The sequence below is a fragment of the Streptomyces sp. NPDC025833 genome (assembly GCF_055558055.1).
On sequence record NZ_JBVHNF010000008.1, the window covers coordinates 349,287 to 363,517 of the forward strand.

Genomic DNA, 14,231 nt, shown 5'->3' on the forward strand with positions numbered 1-14,231 from the left:
CGGCACGGCGGCGGAACGAGGAACGCATGACGCAGCAGGGCGACGGCCTGGTCGAGGCTCCGGCCGGTCCCCGCGACGCGGACGAGGTGCGGGACCGGGAGGCGGAGGAGGTCACCCTGGCGGTCATGGCCGCCTCGCGGCTCGTCGTGGCGCTCTCCGCCCGCGCCCTGGCCTCGGTCGACGTGCCCCTCACCCTGCCCCAGCTCCGCTCCCTGGTCGCCCTGCACGGCTGCGGGCCGATCAAGCTCGTCACCATGGCCGCCACGCTGGGGGTCACCTCCTCCACGGCCCTGCGGATGGCCGAACGCCTGGAGTCCCTCGACCTGGTCGACCGGCGCGTGAACCCGGACAACCGCCGCGAGGTCGTCCTGCGGCTGACCGCGGCCGGGAAGGAACTGGTCGGGACGGTCCTCGGCCACCGGCGTGCGGCGATCCGCACGCTGGTCGAGCGCCTGCCCGCACCGGAGCGCGCCGCGCTCGTCCCCGCGCTCGCCGCCCTGACCGCCGCCGCGGCCGGACTCGGCCTCGGCACGGACCCGGTCGGCGAGGCGGTCCGGGTCGCCGGAGTGACCGACGACCCCCTCAACCCGGCACCGTAGCCGCGAACGTCGACGAGACGCCGGGCCCTGGGCGTTCGCAGCCGACCTGGCCCAGGGCCCCGAAGGCTGGACCGTAGGCCCGGGAAAGCCCCGGGTCCCGTGCCGCGGGCTGCCGGGCCGCTCCGCGGCGCCGGGAAAAAACATCGGCGCCGGGCCGTAACGCGCGGGGGCCCCCACCGCGTGTGAAGGGTGACGTCGGCCACGAGAGGACACACGGTGGGGGAAGCACCCGCGGACTACCTGGAGTTCGCAGCCGCCCGCAGCGGGCGGCTGTTCCGCACGGCCTGCCTGCTCACGGGCGACTGGCACCTCGCCGAGGACCTCGTGCAGGAGACCCTGGCCAAGATGTACCGCTCCTGGCGGCGGATCGACCGGGCCGGTTCGCCGGTGGCCTACGCCGACACCGTGCTGGTGCGCACGTACATCTCCCAGCGCCGCCGCCGCAGTTCCACCGAGCGTCCCAGCGACCGGCTGCCCGAGACGGCCGGCCCGGCGCCGGACCCGGAGCTGCGCATGGCGCTGCTGGACGGCCTCGCGCAGCTCACCGCCAAGGACCGTGCCGTCCTGGTGCTGCGCTACTGGGAGGACCGCTCGGTGGAGGAGACCGCCCACGTCCTGAAGCTCTCCGCGGGCGCCGTCCGCACCCGGAGCCTGCGCGCCCTGCAACGGCTGCGCGCCGTGCTCGGCGCCGAACTGGCCGACCTGACCGCATGAGGAGCACGGCCCGCAGGCGCCCGGCGCCGCGGCCGGCCCCCGCAGAACGGAGACCCGCCATGTCCCGCGACGAAGAGTTCGAGACCCGGGTGGCCCGGGCCATGAGCCGCGCCACCACGCAGTTCCCGCCCCACTCGGCCGACCTGGTCCGGCGTTCCGTCGCCCGGGGCCGCCGGATGCGGCTGTTCGCCGCCCTGCGGGTCACCGCGGCGGCCGCCGCGGTCGTCACCGCCGGCGGCGGGCTGCTGGCCTCGGGCGTGCTCGGCGGCCCGGACGGGACCGGACCCGCACCGCTGGGCACCGCCGCCCAGGGCCACCGCACCGCGCGGCCGGCCTCCCCCGCGCCCTCGCCGGTCACCGGTGAGGAGATGGTCACCACCCTCAAGAGCCTGCTGCCGCCCGGCGGCACCGTCTCCGCGGCCTCGGGCACGGGCACCGACGACACGGGTTCGGGCACCCCGGGCCGCGGACCCGGCGCCCTTCCGTCGGCCGCGCTCACCTACACCACCGCGCAGGGCACGTCCCGCGTCGACGTCACCGTCACCCGGCTGCGCCCCGACATCCCCTACGACCAGCAGGGCCAGGGCGGCTGCCTGCCGGTCCAGGTGCGCCCCTACGACACCTGCACCACCGTCCGGCTCCCGGGCGGGGCGGTGCTGGACACCACCAGGTCGTTCACCTACCCCAACGCCGACACCGGGCAGAAGCGCTGGTACGCCGTGCTCACCACCGCAGGCGGCGCCCAGGTCTCCGTGCAGGAGTTCGGCGGGGGCGGCGAGAAGGCGACCGCCGACGGCGCCGACCCGCTGCTCTCCCTCGACGAGCTGACGTCGATCGTGCGCAGTCCGGCCTGGCGCCGGGTGATCGCCGCGCTGCCCGCCCCGCGGAAGTCCCCCGGCACCCCGTCCACCGGCTCGCCGGGTGGGCGGCAGCAGGCGCCCGGCGCCCGGCTGACGCGGGTGCTGAAGTCCCACCTGCCCTCCGGAGGGACCGTCTCCGACCTGAACGCCACCGAGGGACTGGTCCAGCTCGTCTACGACGACGGCCGCGGCAAGAACATGATCGAGGCCGACGTCCAGTTCGGGATGACCGACGCCCTGGCCGGGCACATGGGCTGCGCCGGGGTCACCGGGCACTGCGAGGCGTCGACGCTGGCCGACGGCACCCTGGTCAAGAAGGTCCGGGGCACCTCGGAGAAGGGCGGCTCGGCCCAGGTGTGGCTGGTCGACGTCCTGTACCCGGACGGCCGGCGGGTGGCGGCCCGCGAGATCAACTCCTACGCCGAGGCCGGCCCGGTGACGCGGCCGGAACCCGCGCTGGGCCTGGACCGGCTGTCGGACATCGCGCTGGACAAGCGGTTCTTCAAGGACTGAGCGGGCCCGGGCGGCGCACGGGCCGTACGGGAACCGGGCCGGCCGGTACGGGGGGCCGGCCGGCCCGAACTCCTCGCGGTCGCAGCTCCGTTGACTCCGGCCGAACGGCCGTGCGACGGTGAGGAAGCGCCCGTCTCGGGACCCACGGGGAAACTGGAGGCAAACCGCTGTGTCCTTCGGAAACGACGACTCCCGCCCGGCCGTGGACCGCGGTCTGACCCCGGACCTGCTGGAGGCGCTCGAGAAGGACTTCGCCGCCCGCCCGGCGAACCGGCTGATGCAGAACGCGGTCACCCGGACCTCCGTGGACGACGTGGCGCTCGACCGGCGGATCCTCACCGGCACCGACCACTCGGTCTCCCACCACCTGGACGACTGGAAGGTCACCAACCAGCGGCAGAGCGGCCGCTGCTGGCTGTTCGCCGGGCTCAACCTGCTCCGGGTCGGCGCCGCGCGCGAACTGGGCGTGAAGGACTTCGAGTTCTCGCAGAACCACCTGCTCTGGTGGGACAAGTTCGAGCGGGCGAACCACTTCCTCGAAGCGATCGTCGACACCTCGGACCGGGACGTCGACGACCGCACCGTCGCGCACCTGCTGACGGAACCGATCGGGGACGGCGGCCAGTGGAACATGTTCGTGGCGCTGGTCGCCAGGCACGGCCTGGTACCGAAGTCGGCGATGCCGGAGACCGACAGCTCCTCGGCGACCCGGGCGATGAACCGGTCCCTGAGCACCCTGCTCCGCCAGGGCGCCCGCGATCTGCGCGCCCTGGCCGCCCAGGGAGCCGCCGCCCAGCGCGCCCGCAAGCGCGAGGTGCTGGCCGCCGTGCACCGCGTGCTGAGCATCCACCTCGGCACGCCCCCGCGGCGCTTCCTGTGGCAGTGGGAGGACAAGGACAAGGAGTTCCACCGGGACGGCTGGCTCACCCCGCAGGAGTTCGCCGCGTCGTACGCGCGGCTCCCGCTGGACGAGTACGTCTGCCTGGTGCACGACCCGCGCCGGTCCAGCCCGGTCGGCCGCACCTTCACCGTGGAGTACCTGGGCAACGTCGTGGACGCCCCGCCGGTCGTCTACCTGAACGTGCCGATGGAGCTGCTGAAGCGGCTGACCATGGAGACCGTCGTCGGCGGTGAGCCGGTCTGGTTCGGCTGCGACGTCGGCAAGATGATGCACGCGGACGCCGGGGTGTGGGACGCCGCCCTCTTCGACTACGCCGCCGTCTACGACGCCCCCTTCACCCTGGACAAGGCCGACCGGCTGCTGCACCGCGACACCCAGATGACCCACGCGATGCTGTTCACCGGCGTCGACGTGGTGGACGGCGGCCCGCGCCGCTGGCGGGTGGAGAACAGCTGGGGCGACACCAAGGCCGACAAGGGCTTCTGGACCATGAACGACTCGTGGTTCGGCGAGCACGTCTTCGAGATCGCGGTCCGCCGCTCCGCCCTGCCCCCGGACCTGGCCGCGGCCCTCGACCTGCCCCCGATCGTCCTCCCCGCCTGGGACCCGATGGGCGCCCTCGCCCGCTGACCCCGCCGCCGGCCCCGTCCTCCCGGGCCCTGCGGCCCACGAGCCCGGACGGACCCCCGTACCGGCCGCCGCGCGACCTGAGCCCACCACGCGGGCGCCCCTGACGGGGACGTCCGCCGATCGCGCACGCGCGCCCACCCGCCCAGCTCGGTGACAGGACCGACAGGGCGTTCCCGTACACCCGGGAGAGGGGGCCCGGAGGGTTTCCGGAGAAATCCTCGAGGCGGGGACGAGAGGGTGGGCGGGGGCGCCCGGTGCGGTCGCCACCGAGGGGAGGCGGCGCGGTGAGGAGTGTGTGGGCCGGCGCCGGCCGGGTGGTGGTGAAGGTGCTGACCCGGTCGGGGCTCCAGGCGCTGGGGTTCTGCTTCGGCGCGGCCGTGCCCTGGCCGCTGCCGTACGACGCCTGGGAGGAGCCGGTGCGGGGGACGCCCGGGACACCGGACGGCCGCCCCCGGACCCAGCCGCCGCCCCTGCACCCCGAGCGGCTCCGCGCCGACCTGCCCCTGACGGAACTGGAGTCGCGGCTCGCCCGGGAACTCGGCACGCCGGTCCGCGGGTGGCCCGCGCCTTAGGCGGCCCGGCACCGGGTGGGGGCGGGAGGACCGGCGCGGGCGCGGTCCGGCACCCGGTGGTGTGCGCCCCGACCGCCGGCGCGGATCACGCGTCCGCGCGGCGGAACGCCCCCACCACGTCCAGCGCGACCCTGGCCACCCGCTCCGCGGCCGCGGTCTGCCGGGCCTGCTTGTCCACGGCCATCTCCTCGTCGCCGAGGTCGCTGACACACTTGATCATCGCCCCGCCCACGAAGTCCTTCGCCTTGAACGCCTCCCAGATCGCGTGCAGCACCCCGTGCGCCTCGGTCTCCACCCCGCCGATGTCGGCGGACAGGGAGAGCAGGTGGGAGCGCAGGGCGGAGTCCCGCCAGGCGATCACCTTCTCGCCGCTGGCGAAGTCCTTCACGAGCAGCCGGCCGCCGCCCAGCGACGCGTCCAGCCGGCCCCTGTTGTCGAGACTGCTGACGAGCCGCGGCACCTGTACGTCCGTCCGGTACACCTGCGGCCGCCCACCGCCGCCCTCCGGCCGCACCTTCTCCGGGCCGTAGTCGAACACCTCCCGCGCCACCAGCACGTCGCCCTGCGCCACGCCGTGCTCGGCGAAGCCGCCGCACACCCCGGTCAGGAGCACCAGGCCCGGCCGGAACGCGGACAGCAGGTCGTGCGTCACCGCCGCCGCCGACTGGCCGCCCTGGTCGGTGGCCTGCGTGGTGACGACCCGGACCGGGGGGAGCTGCGCGGAGGCCAGCTCGAAGACCTCGTAGTACCGCCCGTCGCGCTGCACGGTGACCGTGCCGACACCGCGTTCGTCCAGTACGCGGAAGAGCGCCTTGGTCTCCACCGGAATGGCCGTGAGCAGGGCGACGTGGTACTCGTCACCGGTCCTGGGCGCGCTCACTTCGAACCTCGACCTCCGTTGTTCGCGGAACCCGGCGAGCACCGCCTCCGGTTTGCTGGTGAACGACTCCACGTCGGCCCGCACCCGCCCCCGCTCGGCCAGGGCCTCCCGCTCGACGGCCAACGCCGGTGCCAGGTACGGGTTTCCCGGCACCGTGTCGCCCACCAGCTCCACGATGCGGGCGAAGACACGTTCCGCCACGGACAGGGGGAGCAGACGCAGCCGGGTGAGCGCGGGGGTGACCGTCGCCCAGTGCGTGTCCTCCTGGACGAGCAGGTGGACGACGCTCGGGAGCAGGGACTCGGTGTAGTCCGGCCGGCCGGCGGCGGCGCGCACGACGGCCGCCGCCGCGACGCCCAGGACGCCCGTGTCGGTGTCCCGGGCCCGGCCGTCCGGCCGCGGACTCTCGGGCGCGATGATGAACTTGACCAGGTCCGCGTCCGCCAGCCCGGCCCGGGCCAGCCCTTCGAGAGCCGTCGTGCGGTTCAGCGGGTCCGCGTCCCGCCGGATCACGTCGACCAGCCAGTCCCGCGTCGCCGGCGTGACCTCCCGGCGGGCCACCAGGTCGACGATGGCCCCGCGCAGGGCGCGGGCCTGCTGGTCGCGGCCGGCGTACCTGAGCCGGTCGGCGATCTCGGTGATCCACGCCTCGTCCCCCGCGTCCAGCCGGCTGAGGGAGGTCACGGCGGCACGCCGGGTCAGGTACGTCTGCCCGGGGTCCCCGATGGCGGTCCGCAGGACATCGGCCGCGGTCGCGTCCCCGACGTGCCCGAGCGCCTCGGCCGCGGACCCCCTGACCTGGCTGTCCCGGTCGCCGGTGAGGGCGGCGACCAGCGCGGGGACCGCCTGGGGGTCGCCGATGCGGCCGAGCGCGTTGGCGGCCGAGCCGCGGACGTTGTCCCCGGTGTCCCGGGTGAGGATGTCGATGAGCGCGGGGGCCGCCCGGGGGTCGCCGATGCGGCCGAGGGCGTTGGCGGCCGAGCCGCGGACGACCGGGTCGTCGTCGGTGAGCACCGCCAGGAGGGCGGGGATCGCCCGCGGGTCGCCGATCCGCCCGAGCGCCTCCGCCGTCGAACCCCTGACGTGGCTGTCCGTGGTCCCGGTGAGGGTGGTGATGAGCGAGGGGACCGCCTGCGGGTGGCCGATGTGGCTCAGCGCGTTGGCGGCCGAGCCGCGGACGTTGTCCCCGAGGTCCTGGGTGAGGATGCCGATGAGGGCGGGGGCCGCCCGGAGGTCCCCGATGCGGCCGAGCGCGTTGGCGGCCGAGCCGCGGACGTTGTCCTCGGTCTCCTGGGTGAGGATGCCGACGAGCACCGGGGCCGCCCGGGGGTCGCCGATGCGGCCGAGGGCGTGGGCGGCCGAGCCGCGGACGACGGGGTCGCGGTCGCGCACGGCGGTCTCCAGCAGGGCGGGGACGGCCCGGAGCGATCCGATGCGCCCCACCGCGGTGGCGGAGGCGCCGCGGACCGCCGAGTCCGGGTCGTCGCGCATCGCCGCCAGCAGGGTGTCGACGTCCTGCTCGGCACCGTTGGTGCCCAGCCAGTTGGCGCTGCGCCGGCGCCGGTCCGGATCGGCCTCCGCACGCAGCCACGTCCGCCGCTTGGCGACCTCGGCCTCGTCGCGTTCGGCACCCTTCGCCGCCGAACCCTTCCTGATCCGCTGGTGGGACCGGCGCAGCCGCTGGAGCGACTGGGCGTCCAGCGACCCGTTCCACAGCGCCGCCAGGACGTCGTCCGCGAGCTTCGGGTCCTTGGCGTTCAGCGTCCGCAGCAGACCGTGCTGGAGTCCGTCGCGCAGCACGTCACGCGGTACGCCGGCCAGCGCGACGGCCAGGCGGTCGCGCGTCTGGCGTCCCCTGACGAAGCAGAGGCCGAGCTGCCGCCACAGCATCCCGCGCACCTCGTCGCCCAGCACGCCCCGGTTGGCCAGGATGACGTCCACCATCAGCTCGGGCGGCAGCGGCCTGGCCTCGGGGTCGATCAGGCCGAGCACGGCACGGTCCGGGTCGGACTGCAGGCCGACCCAGTCGCCCAGGCACTGGTCGAGGTGCAGGGGGTCCAGGACGACGGGGGGCGGGGTGGTGGCCTGCCACGCGAGGGCCAGCCCGAAGTCCACGAAGGCCGGGTGGATGAGGCTGTACAGGCCGCCGCCGACCGGCTCCACCATCTGGGTGTCCAGGAACGTCTGCACCGTACGGGCTGTCTCGCCCTTGTCGTCCCACACCCGGCCGAGCAGTTCCTCCACGTCCCTGGCGAGGAAGTCCGCGTTGCCGCTGCCCGAGGTGATCGAGGCCAGTGCCGCCGCGCACAGCGCCGCCTCCATGCCGAGCCCGCTGCGCTCCGCGGCCTCCCGCTCCGCCTTGCCGAACTTGCCCTCGACGCCGGGCCGGACCACGGTCGCCCGCAGCAGGTCGGCGCGGCTGCGCGGGATCTTCCGGTCCTGGACGGACCGTGTGCCGAGCAGCCAGTCCGTCAGCAGCGACAGCATGAACGGGTTCGACGCCAGGCCCAGCATGTTGCCCGACCTGATCTCGTCGAGGGCGCCGGACGCCGACCCGTCGCGCATCCCCAGGTAGTCCTCGATGCCCTGCTCGTCGAGCGGTTCGATGGACACGATCTCGACCTCGCGCAGCATGGTCCGGTGCAGGTCCTCGGCCTCACTCCGGGACGTCGCCAGCACCGTGAAGTCGTGGGAGCCGCCCACCAGTTGCCCGATGAACGACCATTCGGGAGCGTCGCCGAACTCCCGCTGCAACTCGTTGAGCGCGTCGACCAGGAAGATGACGCGGCTCTTCTTGACGTGCGCCTTCCACAGCTTCTCGTCGAAGCCGGGCGGACGTAAGCGCCGGGCGAACTCCTTGACGGACAGCCCCTGCACGCCCAGGCCCCTCAGGGCGCGGTTGTCGACGACGACGCACGGTGTCTCGCGGTCCAGGAGCGCGATCGCGTACTGGAGGACGGCGGTGCTCTTGCCGCTACCCGCGCCGCCGGTCACCAGCCAGGTCTTGGGCCCCGGCTCGGGCGTGGACCGGTGGGTCGGCAACTGGTCCAGCAACTGGTCGAACCGGAGGCGTTCGCCGTAGTCGTCGATCGAGTCGACGACACGGAACGTGGGGGGTACGTAGTGCTCGACGGTCAGGCTCATCAGCACGCGGCGCCTGGCACCGTACGGCGAACCGCTCATCCGCCCCTCGCGTCCGCTCTGCGCCACCCCGACGAATGTGACCCAAGTTACCACGCGTCCCGGAGGCCGGAACGATCACTCGGGCGGGCAACCCCGCCCCGCGGCGGCACGGCGGACGGCCCCGGCCGATCGAGGCCGAGCACGGCCGATCGCCGGGGCCACCGCCCGCCGTGGCGGCGGACCGCCCGGAGCCGGACCGCCCGTGGGCGGGTGGTCCGTGGGTGGGCCGTCTAGAGGTGGGCCGCGCCCGCGCCCGACGCGCTCTCGTGCGCGTCGTCGAAGGACCAGGCCTCCTCGTCCCCGAAGTCGGGGGCCTGGAAGGGGTTGGTGGCCGGCGGCGGCGATGCCGCGGCGCCGGAGTGGTGGGGCTGCGCTTCCGGGGCGGAGAACAGCGAGGTCAGATCGATGGGAGGACTCTCTTTCGCTACAGGTCCCGGACGGGACCTGGTGTGCCGTGACCGGGCACGACGGTCTTACAGCTTGGTCATCTTGGCGTACGGGCTGAGGATCCGCATCCGCGCCGAGCCGAAGTCCACGAGCGCCGCGACTCCGTCCTCGATGCCGATCACCCGGCCGAGTCCGTACATGTCGTGGGAGACCTGGTCCCCCACGGCGAAGTGCTTGGGAACCGGTGCGACCGGGGCCTTGAAGGGGCTGGTGGGCAGATGACGCTTCGACGCAGCAGGCTTCTTCATGACTCAGTATGCGCCCACGCGCCACCCGTTTGCTGTGGCCGTCGGCACAGATCATTTCGCGCGGTAGCCGTCCCGCGCCGCTGACCTGCGACTTCTCTCCACAGTACGGCCGGAACGGGCATCCGGAATTCTTTCCCCGGCGGTGGTGGTCCCGGCCGCCCACGCCCCCGGCCGCCGGGTTCCCTGTGACATCTGAGCCCTCTGGTGCGCTTGGTGCAGCAGACAACCTGTGTGACGCCTGTGTCCGGCACGACCCGGCACGGAACGATGAACTGGGGGACGGGACGAGAAGGGCTGCGCGTACGGTACGGCACCGGCGTTCGGTGAGACGGCGCTTCCTCGCCGGGGCATCCGTCGCCGCGGCGGCCGGGACCGTGGTCACCGCGACGACGGCCGTGAACGACGCGGGCCGGGGCCGGTCCGGGCGGTGCCCGGCGGGCCGGGCCGGGGCGGTGGCCGTGGGACCGGTGACCGCGCCCGGCCGCTAGGGTCGTCCGCATGGGTGCCACGACTGCCGCCATGGTCACCGCCGTCGTCGGAGTGCTCGGCACGCTCCTGGCGCCCGTGATCACGACGTGGACGACGAAACGCCAGCGGTCGGAGGAGCGGCGGGTGGCGGACGAGCGGCGCGCCTTCGAGGAACGGCGGGCCGCGTACAGCGCCATGAACCGCGCGTCCCGCCACTTCCACACCATGCTGAAGGACGCCCTGCACCGCATGCGGGACGGCGTCTACACCGATGACGACCGCGCCGAGGTCGAGGAGGCGCGGCGCGACTACCGGGACCGCTACGCCGAGGCGCAGATGATCGTCCCCGAGACGGTGCTCAGGGCGTCCCGCGACCTGAACACCGTCCTGGCCGCGATCGACGCCGTGGCCAAGCGCATCGACCGCGGCCTGGCCCGGGAAGGGGAGAGCCCGGACCGGGCGCTCACCGACCTGAAGGCGGCGGAACCCGCCCTGACCGCCATGCGCCGCATCATGCGCACGGACCTGGGCGTGCCCGACTGAACCCGCCGGACTGACCCCGCCCCACGGCGAGCACGACTCGGCGACGGGGCCACTCCCGCGCCACGGAACCGCGAACCGACGCGCCCGCACGCCCCTCACAGGTGCCGCTTGGCCGCCCGGACCAGCAGACTGATGCCGTCACGGGTCCGCACCCTGGCCGCGTCGAGCTCCGCCCTGCCGTCGGTCTTGGACAGCGCCGTCACGTCCGCCAGCACGCCCTCCGCCGCCCGGCTCAGCGCCTCGTCGTCGGTGAGCATCTGGACCCGGAACAGCGCCTCTTGAGCACCGGAGCGCAGGTCGTAGGCGCGGGTCCGCACCGCGTCGGGGGCCTCCGGCGGCGGCTGCTCGTGCTCGCAGAACCACAAGTGGACCAGGCAGCGCCGGTAGTTGACCAACGCGCCGGCGTACGCGGAGTAGGCGTCGAGGCGTTCCTGCCGAAGCTTCTCGCGGCGGGTGAACTGGTGGCTCCGATCGGTGGTGCGCTGCTGGTAGGCCAGGGTGATCCCCGAACCGAGCAGCGTCCCGAGGACGGCTATACCGCTGGCGATGATGGTCTCCACCCCCCAACCCCACCACGCCCCACCGCGCTCCACGGCCGCTGCCGGACGGCAAGGCGGTGACAGGGAGTTGCTGATCCCGGCGCACGCCGACCACCGCGTCCCACCAGCCCCCGGTCGGCCCGCCGAGGCGACTTTGTGATCAGGCAGGTGCAGAAGGCCGCGGTGGCCGCGGTGATCGTGGCGGCGGTCCTCGCCCTGTCCGGGTGCGGCGGCGCGGTGGCGGGGGAGCCGGGGTCGTCCCCGACGCCGGTGCCGTCGTCGGCCGCCGGAGCCGGTGACGGAGACCGCATGAGCGGTGCGGGCCCTCGCGGCGCTCACGGGTGTGCCGCCCGCACGGCGTGGAGGATCCAAGTCCCGGCGGCCGCACCGAGGTTCGGGGGAGACCCCTTCAGGCCAAGATCGCCCGTCAACTAACCTCGAGGTGATCGAAGGCCGAGCCGGGGTCCGTACGGGGGAGGTTTCACGTGGCGTGGGACGAATGGGAACAGTTGAAGGCGGACGCGCAAAAGCGGTCCGGGACCCACATGGAGCTGAACCAGGCCGCGGCACCAGGGGGCGGCGGCAGCGGCGGCCCCGGCGGGGACCTGGTCGTGACGCAGCAGGACCTGAAGGCCGTCGGGGACGCCGCCCACTCGCTGTACAAGGATTTCGACCAGTGCAACGACCTCGCGCGCGTCTCGTCGATGAAGGCCGCCGGAGGGCTGACCGACCAGGGCTACCTCCTCGGTGAGGCCCTCGACCACGTGGCGACGCGGTGGGTGGACCAGGTGCAGTCCCTGCTCGACGCGTGCGTGCACATCTACACGCACCTGGACGTCACGAAGGCGGTCCACGAGGGCGATGACGAGCGGGTTTACGCCACGCTCAGCAGCATCTCCACCCTGGACAAGGGCTTCGACGAGCACCGGGGGTACTGATGGACCTGAACGCGCTGCTGCACGGCGACTTCGAGGGGCTCGGACAGTCGATCACCGACTGGGAGTCCCTGGTCAAACGGCTGGAGACCCTCGAACGGGACGCGCGGGACAACCTCAAGGCCAAGGCCGACAAGGCGAACTGGAAGGGCGTCAACGCCACGGTGACCCGGGAGTTCGTGGCGAAGACCGCGGACGAGTTCGGCGACGCGCACACGCAGGCGCAGAGCATCGCGAACATCCTGCGCGACACCCGCCAGGAACTGATCTCCTACCGCGGCCACCTCCAGGACACGATCGAGAACGCGCGGAAGAAGAACCTGACCGTCGTGGACGACGGCTGCGGGATGTTCCACGTCCAGATGATCGTGCACCCCGACCGCGCGGCCAAGGGCACGACCGTGCCCGAGCACAGCGAGACGGACCTGGAACTGGTCCGCGACGACGTGCAGAGGATCCTCACCAAGGCGACGGAGAGCGACAGCACCGCGGCGCGCGCGCTCAAGTCCCTCGTGGACAGCGTCAAGGAGGGCTTCGCGGACTCCGCGTACGGGGACCGCGACGCGGCCGTCGACGCCGAGAAGAAGGCCGTACAGGACAAGAAGGACGCCAAGGAAGCCGCCCTGCTCTACTCCCGGCTCGACGGCCTCAGCGACGCGGAGATGAAGCGGCTGATCCAGCTCACCGAGAACGGGAAGAAGTCCCCGGTCTTCGCGAGCGAGCTGATGACGGACCTGAACTTCCGCGGCAGGGACGGGCAGGAGGGGCTGCTGCTCCTCGCCCAGAACCTGGAGGGCGGCGGCCGGGACGGCGCGATGTCGGACAACGAGCGCCGGCTGCGCGACAACCTGTCGGCCAACCTGGCCACGGCCACGCGTCAGGGCTCCCCCCTCGGGCCCAGCGGCGGCACCCCCTCGGAGTGGACCGAGAAGCTCCTGAAGACGGCGCGGGAGGGCAACGACCTGCCCCGGCAGGCCCCCGGCAACCTGAGCGGCGGAGCCACCGGACTGGGGATCCTGACCAAGCTCATGGGCTCCGGGAACGCCGTGTACGACGGCAGCCTGCTGTCCGCCACCGGCGACGAGATCCGTGACTACGAGACCCACACGAAGGATCCCTACCCGGGCATCGCCGAGAACTGGAAGGGCACCCAGGAAGACCCCATGGGCGGCCTGATGAAGGCGATGAGCCGCAACCCGGAGGCGGCCGAGTCCTACCTCGACCCGAACCGCAACGACAACCTCGACTACTTCCTCGAGAAGCGCGAGTGGCCCGGGGCCGGCGTCGAGTCGGAGATGCCCGAGGACCTGGTCAAGACCTCGGCCCGGGCGAGCTTCGGCGAGGCACTGGAGGCCGCGGCGACCGGACGCCTGCCCGGGACCCCCCTGCACGCGGACATCCCCGCGGTGCACACCGCCGCACAGGCGGACATCTTCGAGCGGACCGTAAACTACTACGGCGAGCAGTCCAAGGGGCAGCAGGACGCGATGCCCGCCGCACTGCGGGCCCCCATGGGCCACATGGTCGGCGACTACGCCTCGGACGTGCACCAGATCCTGGGCAAGGACCTCAACGGCTCCACGGAGTTCAACCACCTCGACATCAGCCGGGAGTCGCTGACGCGCGTCATGCGCGGCGCCGCGGAGGACCCCGGCGCGTTCGCGAGCATGCACCAGTCCCAGAGCACGGTGATCGCCCACGGCCTGGACCAGTTCGGGAAGGCCTCCTTCGAGCACGAGGACCCCGAACTGCGGTCCTGGGTCAAGCAGTCGTCCTCGGTCCTGGGATACCTGGACGGCGTCCGAGGCGATGTGATCTACGACATGGGGCAGGCCGAGAAGGACACCAACGGCTGGAACAAGATGATGAACTACCACGTGATCGGTGCGCCGCTCACGGGTATCCCGCTGGTCGGCGACACCGTGCAGCGCCTGGTGGACGTCGGCACCGCCGAGTACATGAACGGCCTCAACGCCGAGGTCGACAAGGAGACGCGGCAGGACATGGCCGACCACTTCTCCAACGGCAGGCGCCAGATGGACAAGATGCTGGAGCAGCACGCCCTCGACGCCGGCATGAGCCGATCCGATCTCGACCGCTCCCCCGGGGAGTACGAGGACAACCTCCAGGCCCTGGAGGAGTCCTGGTACAACCACGGAATCAAGGGAGCCGACCAGGCCATGGGAGAGCGGTACTGAA

At 73.1% G+C, this 14,231-nt stretch carries 11 protein-coding genes; 8 read left to right on the top strand and 3 right to left on the bottom strand.

Annotated elements, in window-relative coordinates; translation table 11 throughout:
• The first annotated feature begins 26 nt into the window (after positions 1–26).
• The 5 genes from ACZ4K2_RS16845 to ACZ4K2_RS16865 all read left to right on the top strand — a co-directional run bounded on the left by ACZ4K2_RS16845 (position 27) and on the right by ACZ4K2_RS16865 (position 4,789).
• Complete coding sequence (locus ACZ4K2_RS16845) at positions 27–599, top strand: MarR family winged helix-turn-helix transcriptional regulator (RefSeq protein WP_467468264.1); 573 nt, start codon at positions 27–29, stop codon at positions 597–599.
• A gap of 216 nt (positions 600–815) precedes the next feature.
• Positions 816–1,313: a SigE family RNA polymerase sigma factor gene (locus ACZ4K2_RS16850; protein ID WP_467468263.1), complete on the top strand. Its 498-nt coding sequence runs from the start codon at positions 816–818 to the stop codon at positions 1,311–1,313.
• Between the two features lie 59 nt (positions 1,314–1,372).
• On the top strand, positions 1,373–2,686 hold the full coding sequence (locus ACZ4K2_RS16855; protein WP_467468260.1) for a hypothetical protein: 1,314 nt from the start codon (positions 1,373–1,375) through the stop codon (positions 2,684–2,686).
• A 169-nt stretch (positions 2,687–2,855) separates the two neighbouring features.
• A complete protein-coding gene (locus ACZ4K2_RS16860; protein WP_467468258.1) occupies positions 2,856–4,217 on the top strand; it encodes a C1 family peptidase in 1,362 nt (453 codons plus the stop codon).
• A 284-nt stretch (positions 4,218–4,501) separates the two neighbouring features.
• On the top strand, positions 4,502–4,789 hold the full coding sequence (locus ACZ4K2_RS16865) for a DUF6059 family protein (protein ID WP_467468256.1): 288 nt from the start codon (positions 4,502–4,504) through the stop codon (positions 4,787–4,789).
• Between the two features lie 85 nt (positions 4,790–4,874).
• Here ACZ4K2_RS16865 and ACZ4K2_RS16870 read toward each other — a convergent pair whose 3' ends face one another.
• Both ACZ4K2_RS16870 and ACZ4K2_RS16875 read right to left on the bottom strand, forming a co-directional pair.
• A complete protein-coding gene (locus ACZ4K2_RS16870) occupies positions 4,875–8,879 on the bottom strand; it encodes a HEAT repeat domain-containing protein (protein ID WP_467468254.1) in 4,005 nt (1,334 codons plus the stop codon).
• A gap of 446 nt (positions 8,880–9,325) precedes the next feature.
• On the bottom strand, positions 9,326–9,547 hold the full coding sequence (locus tag ACZ4K2_RS16875; RefSeq protein ID WP_467468252.1) for a hypothetical protein: 222 nt from the start codon (positions 9,545–9,547) through the stop codon (positions 9,326–9,328).
• A gap of 498 nt (positions 9,548–10,045) precedes the next feature.
• Here ACZ4K2_RS16875 and ACZ4K2_RS16880 point away from each other — a divergent pair, with 498 nt between their 5' ends.
• Positions 10,046–10,558 (top strand): hypothetical protein, encoded by a 513-nt coding sequence (locus tag ACZ4K2_RS16880; RefSeq protein ID WP_467468250.1) that lies wholly within the window; start codon positions 10,046–10,048, stop codon positions 10,556–10,558.
• A gap of 95 nt (positions 10,559–10,653) precedes the next feature.
• Here ACZ4K2_RS16880 and ACZ4K2_RS16885 read toward each other — a convergent pair whose 3' ends face one another.
• Entirely contained in the window at positions 10,654–11,118 is a 465-nt protein-coding gene (locus ACZ4K2_RS16885; RefSeq protein ID WP_467468248.1) for a hypothetical protein, read from the bottom strand.
• Positions 11,119–11,582: 464 nt separating this feature from the next.
• Here ACZ4K2_RS16885 and ACZ4K2_RS16890 point away from each other — a divergent pair, with 464 nt between their 5' ends.
• The gene (locus ACZ4K2_RS16890; protein ID WP_467468246.1) at positions 11,583–12,035 is read left to right on the top strand and encodes a hypothetical protein; all 453 of its coding nucleotides are present in this window, start codon (positions 11,583–11,585) and stop codon (positions 12,033–12,035) included.
• Positions 12,035–14,230 (top strand): DUF6571 family protein, encoded by a 2,196-nt coding sequence (locus ACZ4K2_RS16895; protein ID WP_467468244.1) that lies wholly within the window; start codon positions 12,035–12,037, stop codon positions 14,228–14,230. Before ACZ4K2_RS16890 ends, ACZ4K2_RS16895 begins: the two co-directional genes overlap by 1 nt.
• Position 14,231 lies beyond the last annotated feature (1 nt).